Origin of the sequence: Bradyrhizobium australiense (assembly GCF_013114825.1) — a bacterium.
GTDB classification, from domain to species: Bacteria; Pseudomonadota; Alphaproteobacteria; order Rhizobiales; family Xanthobacteraceae; genus Bradyrhizobium; species Bradyrhizobium australiense.
Genome location: NZ_JAAVLX010000001.1, coordinates 380,932 through 393,749 on the forward strand (window position 1 = coordinate 380,932; position 12,818 = coordinate 393,749).

General features: G+C 63.1%; 9 protein-coding genes and 1 pseudogene. 6 read left to right on the forward strand and 4 right to left on the reverse strand.

All coding sequences use genetic code 11. The features are described from left to right. The first annotated feature begins 251 nt into the window (after nucleotides 1-251). Nucleotides 252-1,532, forward strand: a pseudogene (locus HCN58_RS01780) (amidohydrolase family protein). 10 nt (nucleotides 1,533-1,542) lie between these two features. Here the strand turns inward: HCN58_RS01780 and HCN58_RS01785 are convergent. Together HCN58_RS01785 and HCN58_RS01790 are read right to left on the reverse strand one after the other, a co-directional pair. Further along, nucleotides 1,543-2,421 carry a DMT family transporter gene (locus HCN58_RS01785; RefSeq protein ID WP_171577654.1) on the reverse strand — a complete coding sequence of 293 codons (879 nt, stop codon included), beginning with the start codon at nucleotides 2,419-2,421 and terminating at the stop codon, nucleotides 1,543-1,545. Nucleotides 2,422-2,428: 7 nt separating this feature from the next. Beyond that, a complete protein-coding gene (locus tag HCN58_RS01790) occupies nucleotides 2,429-4,111 on the reverse strand; it encodes an FAD-dependent oxidoreductase (protein ID WP_235983294.1) in 1,683 nt (560 codons plus the stop codon). 35 nt (nucleotides 4,112-4,146) lie between these two features. On the opposite strand from HCN58_RS01790, the gene HCN58_RS01795 reads away from it, so the two are divergent. Next, on the forward strand, nucleotides 4,147-5,133 hold the full coding sequence (locus HCN58_RS01795) for a Bug family tripartite tricarboxylate transporter substrate binding protein (RefSeq protein WP_171577655.1): 987 nt from the start codon (nucleotides 4,147-4,149) through the stop codon (nucleotides 5,131-5,133). A gap of 158 nt (nucleotides 5,134-5,291) precedes the next feature. Here the strand turns inward: HCN58_RS01795 and HCN58_RS01800 are convergent, their stop codons facing one another. After that, a complete protein-coding gene (locus HCN58_RS01800) occupies nucleotides 5,292-6,533 on the reverse strand; it encodes an aminotransferase-like domain-containing protein (RefSeq protein ID WP_171577656.1) in 1,242 nt (413 codons plus the stop codon). Between the two features lie 81 nt (nucleotides 6,534-6,614). After that, the gene (locus HCN58_RS01805; protein ID WP_376701136.1) at nucleotides 6,615-7,157 is read right to left on the reverse strand and encodes a DUF3124 domain-containing protein; all 543 of its coding nucleotides are present in this window, start codon (nucleotides 7,155-7,157) and stop codon (nucleotides 6,615-6,617) included. A gap of 58 nt (nucleotides 7,158-7,215) precedes the next feature. Here HCN58_RS01805 and HCN58_RS01810 point away from each other — a divergent pair, with 58 nt between their 5' ends. The 4 genes from HCN58_RS01810 to HCN58_RS01825 all read left to right on the forward strand — a co-directional run bounded on the left by HCN58_RS01810 (nucleotide 7,216) and on the right by HCN58_RS01825 (nucleotide 12,703). Beyond that, on the forward strand, nucleotides 7,216-8,943 hold the full coding sequence (locus HCN58_RS01810; RefSeq protein WP_171577658.1) for a cation:proton antiporter domain-containing protein: 1,728 nt from the start codon (nucleotides 7,216-7,218) through the stop codon (nucleotides 8,941-8,943). A gap of 219 nt (nucleotides 8,944-9,162) precedes the next feature. Next, complete coding sequence (gene ribB, locus HCN58_RS01815) at nucleotides 9,163-10,239, forward strand: 3,4-dihydroxy-2-butanone-4-phosphate synthase (protein WP_171577659.1); 1,077 nt, start codon at nucleotides 9,163-9,165, stop codon at nucleotides 10,237-10,239. 208 nt (nucleotides 10,240-10,447) lie between these two features. Next, complete coding sequence (locus HCN58_RS01820; RefSeq protein WP_171577660.1) at nucleotides 10,448-11,662, forward strand: acyl-CoA dehydrogenase; 1,215 nt, start codon at nucleotides 10,448-10,450, stop codon at nucleotides 11,660-11,662. A gap of 120 nt (nucleotides 11,663-11,782) precedes the next feature. Continuing rightward, complete coding sequence (locus tag HCN58_RS01825; RefSeq protein ID WP_171577661.1) at nucleotides 11,783-12,703, forward strand: MBL fold metallo-hydrolase; 921 nt, start codon at nucleotides 11,783-11,785, stop codon at nucleotides 12,701-12,703. Nucleotides 12,704-12,818 lie beyond the last annotated feature (115 nt).

Consider the following 12,818-nt stretch of genomic DNA (forward strand, 5'->3'; position numbering starts at 1 on the left):
GCGGAACTTCAAGAGAATTCTGAACGCCTGTTCAGACACTCACGTTGTGCGTTGCTCTGATCTCTCGGCCTTTGGCGCGAGCGGCGTGGATCGTGGTTTGCTCCGGGGCCGACGGGGCGCGGTGCAGCCCACTCAACTGGTATGCGGCACTGCCGTCGGTTTTGCGTGGGCCGGCCGCGACGCTGCTTGCGGAATGCCAACACCCGGCGCATCATCGCCGCATAAGAAATCATATCAGGGGGAGCGCCGCGATGACCGGATATTCACGCCGTGATTTTCTAAGCCTGACCGGATCGGCCGCTGTCGCCGCGATGGCCGGACCTGCCAATGCTGCGATGGGATCGAACGACAAGTTCGACCTTGTGATCAAGAGCGGCGACGTGCTGGACCCGAGCCAGTCGCTCAGGGGCAAGCGCGACATCGGCATTCGCTGGGGCGTGATCGAAGCTGTCGAGAACGAAATCCCGGCCGCGCGCGCCGCCAAGACCATCGATGCGTCAGGCAAGCTGGTAACGCCCGGCCTGATCGACCTGCATTCCCACGTCTATCCCTACGGTTCGGCGATCGGTATTCCCGCCGACGAACTGGTGCAGGCGCAGGCCACCACCACGGTGGTCTCGGCCGGGGATGCCGGCGTCAACAATCTCGCGGCGCTGCGGCGGTAAATCGTGGCGCAATCGCGGGCGCGGATTTACGCCTTCGTCCACATCGCCAACAACGGCCTGTCCGGCTTCCCGGTCGCCGAGCTCTACAACATCGACTACGCGCAGGTCGAAGCCTGCGCGATGGCGCTGGCGGAAAATCCGGATTTCCTGCTCGGCGTGAAGGTGCGGATGTCGGAGAACGTCATCGCCAAGCACGGCCTTGAGCCGCTCAAGCGCGGCATCAAGGCCTGCGAAATGTGCGGCTGGCCGGCCAAGATGATGGTGCATATCGGCGGCGTCGAGACCAAGGAATTGATGTCTGACATCCTCGACCTGCTGCGGCCGGGTGACGTGCTGACCCATTGCTACTCCGGCGCGCCAAATATCGCGGGCGTCTTCACCAATATCGTGCAGGACGGCAAGCTGTTGCCGGCGGCGCTATCGGCCAAGCAGCGCGGCGTAATGTTCGATGTCGGCCATGGCGGCGGTAGTTTCGACTTTACGGTGGCCGAGGTGGCGATTCCCGCCGGCTGCGGGCCGGACACGATCTCCTCCGACATCCACGTCTTCTCCGGCAACTCGCCGGGCATGCCGTATCTACCGAACGTCATGAGCAAGTTCATTCTGCTGGGATATACGGTGGAGCAGGTGGTGGCGATGGCGACCACGGCGCCGGCGAAGATCATCAATCGCGCGCCCAAGATCGGCACGCTGCAGATCGGCGCGCCCGGCGACGTCGCCATCATGGATCTCGTGGAAGCGCAGACCTCGTTCGTCGACACCCGCAACAACAAGCGCGAGGGCAAGCTGCTGCTCAAGCCGGTGCAGACGGTGATCAACGGCGTGCCGTTCGGCCGGCCCTACCAGGCGCCGTTCGCGGTGCGCTAGCTTCGCCCATTCACTTTGATAATCGCTGCGTGCGGATATCGCCGACGATGTCGGCAATGACGGCGCCCATCACCAGGGCGCCGCCGGCCAGCACCCGCAGCGTCGGAAACTCGCCAAATCCCACCCATATCCAGAACGGCATCAGCGGTGTCTCCAGCGTGGAGATCAGGGCGGCCTGGCCGGACGGCAGCAGGCGCGAGCCGAGGAAAAACAGGGTCAGCCCCAGCGCGACCTGAAAGCATCCGAACATCGCGAGAATGAGCAGGTCGAACCCGGTTATCGCAGCTATTCCGTGGGCGAAGGGCATGCTGATAACGCTGCCCAGGATGTTCGACATCGCTGCAGCGGCGACCATCGGCGTATTCTTGTGCCGCCGCACCATCACTGTCATCGCAGCGATCGCCAGCGCCATGAAGCAGGCAAGGGCGATTCCGAGAATGTCGGAACCGGCGCGCGCGTTACCGACGATGATCATGACGCCGCCGAGCGCCACGATGCTCGCCAGCATGGTTCGCAGTTGTGGGATTTCCCGCAACCACACCCAGGCAAGCGCGGCCGCGAGGAAAGGACCCGTTGCGATGATGATCGCGACATTGGACACGTTCGTGAGCTGCAGCGAAGGGATGAAGGCGATCATCGCCAATGTCGAGAACGACGCGACAAGCCAGCCGTTTTTGTCCATCCTGGTCAGATCCCGCAGGCCGGCGCGACCTTGCAACAGCACCATCAAGATAATGATGAGGCCGCCGCCGAACAATCCGCGCCAAAACAGGATGGTCCAGGAGTCGTAGGGAAGCAGCCGTGTAAAAAACGGCGCGGTGCTCCAGGCAATGGCGGCGGCGACGACGAGGGCAATGCCTAGGCGATGCTGGGAGCGCGCCTCCGTCATCAGGGAATCAATCCGGGCTGGGGGTGAGGCTTCGGCCGATCAGATTGCTGATGAGGCGTTCGGGATTATCCGGGATCGCGTCGCCGCGCCAGGCGACGTGCTGATCGGTGCGCGCCAGGATAAGTTTGCGGTCGCCGCCCCCGGAAACATCGACGATGTTGAACGGGACGCCGTTGCCGCGCATCGCATCGGTCAAGGGCGCAACCAAAACATCCGGATCGTACCGCAAAAGCGTATAGCCCGGCCCCAGCGCATCATAGACCGGCCGGCCATCGGCTAGTTTCGCGAACGGAAGCCGGCATCCCGGCGTCGAAGACGGCGTGAAGTCCGCCATCGTGAAACCCGGATGTTCGGCACCGTCATAGGCGATGATCGGGGAGCGGTCGTAGAAGTAACCAAAGTTGAGGCCGGCGCAGCAATATTGTTGCACGTTCAGGTCATAGGCCGCTTGCCCCACCTGCTTGCGGACGGCATCGCCCTCCGGCCCCGGCTGCTCGATCTCTTCGGGAACAGCGCGGCGTTGGCTCAGGACCTTGCCCGCCATCTCCATCGCAAAGCGGGACACCTGTTCGGTGATCGGAAGGCGCTCGGCCTCATAGGCCTCGAGGATGGCAATGTCGGCCCATCCTTGCAGATAGGCCGCGAGCAGCCAGGCGAGGTTGGTGGCGTCCGCGATCCCGGCATTCATGCCGTAACCGGCATAGGGCATCCACAAATGCGCTGCGTCCCCGCAGATGAAGGCGCGGCCCTTGCGAAACCGGTCGGCGACGAGGCGGCGGCCGACCCAGTCTTCCTTGCTCAGAATCTCGTATTCGAAATCGGGGCCAACGCCGAGGATGGCGCGGATCGAGGCGTCGCGATCGACCGACTCGAATGTCTCGTCTTCGCGATTGAGATGGTTGTGGATCAACCATTTCTCGCTGCCGTCAATCGCGACCACCGTGCCGCAGCGCCGCGGATTGAGCGACAGCGTCATCCAGGCGGGCCGGTCCATCAGGCAGAGCAGGGCGGGCGCGTGGATATAGGTCGATTGCACGCGCTGGATGATCGGCGTTCCCTGCAGATTGGCGTCGATAGCCTTGCGAACCAGCGAACGCGCGCCGTCGCAGCCGACGAGGAAGTCGGCGCGAATCTGAAAGGCGGCTCCGGTATCGAGATTCCGGACGGTCGCAACGATGCCGTCATCGGCTTCGCTGAAATCCTCGAACGCGGTGCGGCTCAGAATCTGCAAGCCCTCGATGCCTGTAGCATGGGCGAACAGCACGGGTTCCATGTAAATTTGATTGATGCGGTGTGGCGGCTCGGCGGTCGGCCAATCGGTATCCGGCCCCCCCGTGGCGGTATAACGATCGCGCCGGCAAGGAATGGGGATGCGCGAGAGCTCGATGCCCGTTGCTGTGGTGCGGTAAGAGCAATCGTTCGGGTAATCGGCCGGCAGTCCTGCGTCGCGCAGCTTTTGCGCCAGTCCGAGCCTGCGGAAAATCTCCATCGAGCGCGACGAAACGTGATTGCATTTCACGCTCGGCGCCTCGCCGGCGGCGCGCGTCTCCACGACAGTGACGGAAATTCCCCGCGTTGCGAGGTCCATTGCCAGAGTGAGGCCAACCGGGCCGGCGCCGACCACGAGAACGCTGGTCTTCACCATGTCACTTGCCGCCTTGTCGCTTGCTGCGTTGGGACGATCATGCATTACTGAACGCCACAGAGATCATCGGGGGACCCTGAATGTTTCCGTCGATCCGGCAAGGCATGATCCGCGCCCTTGTTGTTGTTTTGTCGCTGTCGTTATCGGCAATTGAAACAGCAAACGCATATCCCGATCAACCCATCAAGATCATCGTGACGTTTCCGCCCGGCGGCAGTGCCGATATCGTGATCCGCGCACTGCAGCCGGCGCTCGCGGAAATGCTGCGTCAGCCGATCGTTATCGAGAACCGGGCGGGCGCGGGCGGCAATATCGGGATCGGCGCGGTGGCGCAGGCGACGCAGGATGGCTACACGCTCGGCGTGGCCGCGGCCGGCGTGCTGACCGTCAATCCCCATCTCAACCGCGCGGCGATGTCGTTCGATCCGATCAAGGATCTGGCGCCGGTCACCTTGCTGGCGGAAATCCCGTTCGTGCTGGTGTCTTCGCAACAATCGGCTATTGGTTCCGTCGCCGATCTCATTGCAAAGGCCAAAGCTCAACCGCAGGGCCTGTCGATCGGCCATGGCGGCAACGGAACGGCGATGCACCTGACCTCGGCGTTGCTTGCGCAAAAAGCTGGTATCGGAATTCAATTGATCGCCTACCGCGGCACCGCGCCGGCGACCACGGACGTTCTTGCCGGCCACGTCCCGCTGGCCGTGCTGGATATTCCTGCTTCCAAGCAGTTGATCGGCGACGGCAAGTTGAAGGCGCTCGGCGTCTCTGCCGCAAAACGCGTGGCCTTCCTGCCCGACGTTCCCACGCTGGCGGAGCAGGGCCTCTCCGGCTTCGAATCCATCGGCTGGTTTGGCATCGTCGCGCCCGCCGGCACGCCGCCCGAGATCGTCAACACGTTGAATGCTGCCTTCGTGAAGGCATTGAGCGATCCCGCCGCGATCGAGAAAATCCGCGTTCTCGGCGCCGAACCCGCGCCCACCTCAGCCGAAGCCTTCGCCATATTCATCCAGAGCGAGAGTGCCAAATGGGGCAAGCTGATTGCCGAGGCCGGCATCAAGGCTGAATAGGGCATGTCGCGCCGCGACTTCGCGCGTCCGTCCGGCATGTCCGAGCGCTACGGCCCAGCGAAGCGGGCAAGGTCAACCTGTCAATCGTGCGCCTGTCGCGGATTGCGCTGGTGTTTCGCTGCGACAAGGGCTTCGTGCAACCGGGTAGCGAGACGCGCTCAGCTCCGAGCTCGCTTCTCTACATTCGCGATTCGAGCCGGCACGCCGAATTCCTTGCGGCAGACTTCGGCGAGTACGGCGACGCCTTCGCGAATCTGTTCATGCGACGGGCTGGCAAAGCACAGCCGCAGCCGGCTGCCGGCATAGGCCTTGTTGGTCGACCACTCCGGTCCGGGGTTGATGGCGACGCCTGCGGCGAGCGCGGCCTGGTAGAGATTCAGCGTATCGACGTTGTCGGGAAGCTTCAGCCACAGAAAGATACCGCCCTCGGGCTCCTCGAATTCAGCCGCGGTGCCGAACTGCTCGTTGAGCGCTTCCATCAGCGTGTCGAGCTTGGCGCGCAGGCCGCGCGTCAATTTCGGCACATGGGTCGAAAAGTGCGGTGCGCAATATTCCGCCAGCACCATCTGCTCCAGCGCGCCACTTCCGGCGTCGGTCTTCAGCGCCAGCATCCGCGACATCATCTCCCAAGGTGCGACGATGAAGCCGACCCGCAGGGCAGGAGCGATCGACTTCGAGAACGAGCCGATGTGGATGACGCCGCCGTGCTGGCTCATGGCATAGATCGCGGGCGGCCGCTCGCCCTTCCAGATCAGGTCGGCGTAGCAATCGTCCTCGAAAATCGGCACGCCGTATTGCTGCGACAGCTTCAGCATCTCCGCGCGGCGTACCTGCGGCAGGATGCTGCCGGTCGGGTTCTGTACCGTCGGGATGGTATAGATATATTTCGGCGTGATGCCGCGGCTTTTGTGGGCGGCCAGGGCTGCCGCCAGCGCGTCCATCCGCATGCCCTGATCGTCTAGGGGAATGCCGACCGTCTTGACACCGAGCCGGGTCAGCCGGGTCAGCGCACCCTGATAGGTCTCCTGTTCAACCAGCACAGTGTCGCCGCGCGCAAGCAGGGTCTGATTGACGAGATCGAGCGCTTGCAGCGAGCCGGAGACGATCATGATGTCGTCGGCGATGCAGGCGATACCGGCATCGCGCTTGAGTTTCGCGGCGAGGAATTCGCGCAAGGGGCGATAGCCCTGCGGGCCGCTGGCGAGGCCATAGGTCGCGAGCGTCTTGCCCTCGCGCCGAAGCACGGTATTGACGGCGTCGATCAGGCCTTCGACCGGCACCTGCTCGGGATCATTGTTGCCGCCGACGAAGCTGTATCTGGCAAGGCCGGTCCACCGCGCTGCCGGCGCTGGCAATCCGGCGGGCAGCAAGGGCGCAAAATCGAAGGAAGCGGTAGACATGAATGTTCACTCCATTTTGTTTCTTGTTGAGAGGGCCGACCGGGCGGCTCTCTATCTCGTGTTCAGCCTAATTCTTGCAACCTAGTTCTTGCCGACGACCCTGATCGGCCGCCCCTGGCTGATGAAGGCATAATGTCCGGCCCCGACGCCGCCGACCATAAACGCCTCGACCGTGGGCTCGGCGATCTCGCCGGTGGCCGCCCAGTCGACCACGAAATTGGCTCCCGTTCCGCCGCGCACGTCATTTGCGGCGATGAAGACCTCGACGGTCGCGAACGGTTTTAGCGCAATCGGGGATTTGAGGTAGCTCTCCACCATCCTGCCTGCTGTGTCGAAATAGACGATCCGCTTCAATACCAGGGGGCGGGTTTCAGAGGCATTGTGGACGCTCAGCGTGACCGAAAAATCGGCCCGCAACTTGCCTTGGCTCATCGAGACGCTGGAATAGACCGGCACGTAGAATGCGCCTGATACGGAAAGGCCTTCCGCAGGCATCGCCGTAAGGGAGTTTGCGAAATTCTGTTCGATTGCGCCCGCGGTCTGGGCGCTGGCGGTGGGGCCGCACAGGATCGACAACGTAGCTAGAATCGCGAGAAAAGCCCCCTTTCTACGGCTGTGACACATTGCTTGTTTGACCCTTGCGCCGGGACCTCTAGGTTGCAGGAGGGGGAAGTCCGGAACCATGCACGAGCTTATTCGCGATATCACCTTATGCATCCTGTTCGCTTGGGGGCTCGGCCTGCTGGCGCATTTTTCTCGGCAGCCGTTGATCCTGGCCTACCTTATCGCCGGGTTCTTCATTGGTCCATTCGGCATGGAGTGGGTCAAGTCCCGGGAGTCGATCACCGTCATCTCCGAACTCGGCCTGATCTTCATGCTGTTCATGATCGGGTTGGAAATCGACCTGAAGAAGATCGTGCGCGCCGGCAAGGTCATCCTGTTTGCCGCGGGCGGGCAACTGATCGGCGGCTGCCTGCTCGGACTGTTGTTCTTCATCGGGATCGGCCTGTCGATAGGCAGCGGGGATTTCGACGCGCTCTATCTCTGCGTCGCTTGCGCGCTGTCGAGCACGGTCATCATCGTCAAGGTGCTCTACGAGAAGCGCGAGCTCGACACGCTGCCGGGGCGGATTACGCTCGGCGTGCTGGTGTTGCAGGATATTTTCGCCATCCTGTTCCTGGCGGTGCAGCCGAGCCTCGATAGTCTGCAAGTGAGCGTGATCCTCTTATCGATCGCCCGGGTCGGCGTGCTGGTGGCGACGGCGCTCGTGCTCAGCCGCTATGTGCTGCCGTGGCTGTTCCATCAGATCGCGCGCCGGCCGGAATTGATCCTGCTCGGCGCACTGGCCTGGTGCTTCCTGATCGGCGAGATCGCGGAGAGGCTGCACCTGTCGCGCGAGATGGGCTCGCTGGTAGCGGGGGTTTCGCTGTCGACTTTCCCCTATGCGCTCGACGTCACCGCCAAGGTGACGACGCTGCGCGACTTCTTCATCACGCTGTTTTTCGTTTCAATCGGCATGACGATCCCGATCCCCGGTGCGTCGGTGATCGGGCTGGCGCTCGCGATCGCGGCCTTCACCGTCATCAGCCGTGTGGTGACGACGTTCACGCCGCTCTATCTGATGAAGCAGGGCCTGCGCGCCAGCCTGTTGCCGGCGATCAACCTGGCGCAGATCTCGGAATTCTCGCTGGTCGTGATCCAGACCGGCGTGATGGCGGGTCACATCAGGACCGAGACGTCGAGCGCGGCATCGTTCGCCTTCGTGGTGCTGGCGGTCCTGAGCACCTTTGTCATGGGCCGCAGCGACCAGGTCACGCGCAGCCTGATCGGCCCGCTGAAGCGGATCGGGTTTCGCGATCTCGATCACAAGCATGAGGCCGACGGAGGGCGTGAGGGCGGGCACGGGGAGGCGCGCCGGATCGTCATTCTCGGGTTCTTTCGCGCAGCCAGCGCGCTGGTTGCCGAGATCGAGCGCCTCAATCCGGCGGTGCTGGAGCAGATCACCGTGATCGACTTCAATCCGCTGGTGTTCCGCACCTTAACGGATCGCGGCATGCACGTGGTCTACGGCGATATCAGCAACGTCGATACACTGGTGCACGCCGGCGTCGGCAAGGCCGAGCTGATCATCCTCAGCATCCCGGACTCGCTGTTGAAGGGCGCCGACAACGAAAAGCTGGTGCGCCACGTCCGCTCGCTCAATCCGACCGCCAAGATCGTCGCCACCGCGGAGATCCTGGCAAATGTTGTCGACCTCTACGAGGCCGGAGCCGATTACGTGACGGTGACCAGGCTCAGCGACGCCCACGAGCTTTACAAGGTGATCGAAGCGGCCCAGGCTGGGCTTTTGGCGGACAAGCGGGCCGAGACCGACGCGCTGCTCAGCGAGCGCCGCGAGGTGCTGCCGTAAAAATGGCCCTGCGTAGCGTGCGTAGCCCGGATGAAGCGCGGCGAAATCCGGGACTCTCGCAAACGGGGGCGCCTTCCCCGGATTGCGCTGCGCTCCATCCGGGCTACGGGCTGGCATTCTGGTATGCCTGCGGACGCCGTTCTGCCCCGCGTATTGACGCTGGCGCAGGACATTGAGTCCGGCTAATGCACTGGCTGAAGATAGCGAGATCCAGAGAAAATGGCCGATACCATCCAGGAAGTTCTGCAAGCCTTTGCCAAGGGCGAACTCGTCGTCGTCACCGACGATGACGACCGCGAGGGCGAGGGCGATCTGATCGTCGCGGCCTCGCTCTGTACCGCGGAGAAGATGGCATTCATTATCCGCCATACCTCCGGCATCGTCTGCGCGCCGATCACCACCGACGACGCCAGGCGGCTGCGGCTCGATCCGATGGTGGCGCATAACGAATCCAATCACACCACCGCCTTTACCGTCTCGATCGACTACAAGCCCGACGGCGGCACCGGCATTTCGGCCGAGGAGCGCGCCTCCTGCTGCCGAGCGCTCGCCAATCCCAACGCGGGCGCCAACGACTTTGCCCGGCCCGGCCACATCTTCCCGCTGATCGCCCGCGACGGCGGCGTGCTGCTGCGCTCCGGCCATACCGAGGCTGCAGTCGATCTTTGCAAGCTCTCCGGCCTGCCGCCGGTCGGCGTCATCTCTGAACTGATGAACGACGACGGCACCGTGATGAAGGGTGAGCAGGTCGCGCGCTTCGCCGCCGCCCACAAGCTCAAGCACGTCACGATCGCCGACATGATCGCCTACCGCCAGGCGCGCGAGAAGCTGATCGAACGGGTCGCGACGTTTACGACCGACAGTCCCATCGGCCCGCTGCAGGGCTATGCCTATCGCTCGCCATTCGACGAGATCGCGCACGCCGCCTTCGTCTATAACGGCATCGGCGACGGCAAGAACGTGCTGACGCGGCTGCACAAGCCCAACATCGTCAAGGATCTCTTCACCGGCCAGGCGCGAATGCAGATCGTGCTCGATCATTTCAAGAAGGCTGGCCGCGGCGTGCTGGTGTACCTGCGCGATGGTGCGGCCGGAGTTCCCGTCGAGCCGGTCGGCGAACAGAAAACGGCAGAGGCCGATCGCCACCGGCAATGGCGTGAAGTTGGCGTCGGCGCCCAGATCCTGCGCGATCTCGGCATTACCTCGATCGTCAACCTCACGTCCTCCGTGCACGACTACAAGGGATTATCCGGGTTCGGCATCGAGATTGTCTCCAACGAGAAGTTGGAGGGATAGTCGTCATTCCGGAATGGTGCGTCAGCACCATATCTCGGATGCGCAATTGCGCATCGGGGAATCTCGAGATTCTCGGGGGCGCAAAGGGCGCCCCATAGTTCATGCTTCGCATGCCCCGGAATGACATGGTGAAACATTTGCGCTTCCGCCGATAGCGCACTATTTTGTCGACAATTTCCAACAGGACAGTGATGCGAAAGGGATTTTCATGAGCGTGCGCCCTCAAACCAAGGACAAGCCGGATGCGGCTTCCTTCCAGTGGGACGATCCGTTCCTGCTCGACGACCAGCTCACCGAAGATGAGCGCATGATCCGCGATACCGCGCGCGCCTATGCGCAGGACAAGCTCTTGCCGCGCGTCATCAACGCGTATCTGGAAGAGAAGACCGACCGCGAGATATTCAACGAGATGGGCGAGCTCGGCCTGATCGGCGTCACGCTGCCGGAAGAATATGGCTGCGCCAACGCGAGCTACGTCGCCTATGGCCTGGTGGCGCGCGAGATCGAGCGGGTCGATTCCGGCTATCGCTCGATGAACTCGGTGCAGTCGTCGCTGGTGATGTACCCGATCTACGCCTATGGCGATGAGAACCAGCGCAAGAAATACCTGCCCAAGCTTGCCACCGGCGAGTGGGTCGGCTGCTTCGGCCTGACCGAGCCGGATGCCGGCTCCGATCCTGGCGGCATGAAGACGCGCGCCGAAAAGGTGTCCGACGGCTACCGGCTGACCGGCAGCAAAATGTGGATTTCCAATGCACCGATCGCCGACGTGTTCGTGGTCTGGGCCAAGTCGGCCGCGCATGACAACCAGATCCGCGGCTTCGTTCTCGAAAAGGGCATGAAGGGCCTATCGGCGCCGAAGGTCGGCGGCAAGCTCTCCCTGCGCGCCTCGATCACCGGCGAAATCGTGATGGATGGCGTGGTGGTGCCGGAGAGCGCGTTGCTGCCCAACGTGTCGGGTCTCAAGGGGCCGTTCGGCTGTCTCAACCGCGCCCGCTACGGCATCTCCTGGGGGGCGATGGGCGCTGCCGAAGACTGCATGCACCGCGCGCGGCAATACACGCTCGACCGCAAGCAGTTCGGCCGGCCGCTCGCGGCAACGCAACTCGTGCAGAAGAAGCTCGCCGACATGGAAACCGAAATCGCGCTCGGCCTGCAGGCCTCATTGCGCGTCGGCCGCCTGATGGACGAGGGCAAGATGGCGCCAGAGATGATCTCGATCGTCAAGCGCAACAATTGCGGCAAGGCGCTCGACATTGCGCGTGTGTCCCGTGACATGCACGGCGGCAACGGCATCCAGATCGAGTACCACGTGATGCGCCACACCGCGAATTTGGAAACCGTGAACACCTATGAAGGCACCCACGACGTCCACGCCCTGATTCTGGGCCGGGCGATCACGGGGATACAGGCGTTTTCGTAAGCCGCACGTCGTGGGATGGGTAGAGGGAAGCGAAACCCATCCTATCACCCACCATGCGTTGCGTGATGGGTTTCGCTGCGCTCTACCCATCCTACAAGACCGGATCCCGGGCAGCTGGCAATGGCCGACAACGACGACATCCCATTCAACCGCGACTTTCCGCTGAAGCCGGGCGTGGTCGATGAAGCCCGCCCCGGCGTGCGGCGCGTTCTCTGCAACAACCCGAGCCCGTTCACCTTCACCGGCACGGTCAGCTACATCGTCGGCCAAGGCAATGTCGCGATCATCGATCCCGGACCGGATGATGAAGCACATGCTAAAGCGCTGCTCGATGCTGTGCGCGGCGAGACGGTGACGCATATTCTCGTCACCCACACCCACCGCGATCATTCGCCGAACACCGCGCGGATCACGGCCGCCACCGGCGCGCCGGTTTATGCCGAGGGGCCGCACCGCGCCTCGCGGCCGCGTTTCGAGAGCGAGAAGCACAGTCCGGAATCCGGCGCCGACCGCGATTTCAGACCCGATATCCAAGTGAAGAACGGCGACGTCATCGAAGGGCAGGGCTGGGCACTGGAGGCGGTCGCAACCCCAGGCCACACCGCCAATCATCTGGCGTTCGCGTGGCCCGAGCGAAAGATCAATTTCGTCGGCGACCACGTGATGGGCTGGTCAACCTCGATCGTGGCGCCCCCGGACGGCTCGATGATCGACTACATGGCCTCGCTGGCGCGGCTGGAAGCCCGTGAGGAGGATCTGTACTTCTCGGGCCACGGGCCGGAAATTCCGGAAGGGCCGCGTTACGTCCGCTTCCTGACGCGCCACCGCCAGGCACGCGAGGCCTCGATCCTGCATCGCCTTGCCAAGGGCGAGGCCGACATCCCGACCCTGGTGCGCGCGATCTATATCGGCATCGATCCCCGGCTGACCAACGCCGCGGGCTTTTCCGTGCTGGCGCATCTGGAAGACCTGGTCGCCCGCGGCATCGTCGCCACCGACAGCGATCCGGTGATCGGCGGGACGTACAGGTTGGCGAGTTAGGGGCGCCGTCATTCCGGGGCATCGCGCAGCGATGAACTATGATACGCAATTGCGTACCTGAGAATCTCGCTAGGTGTTCTTGTCCCTCACTTCGAGATCCTCAGGTGCGCAATTG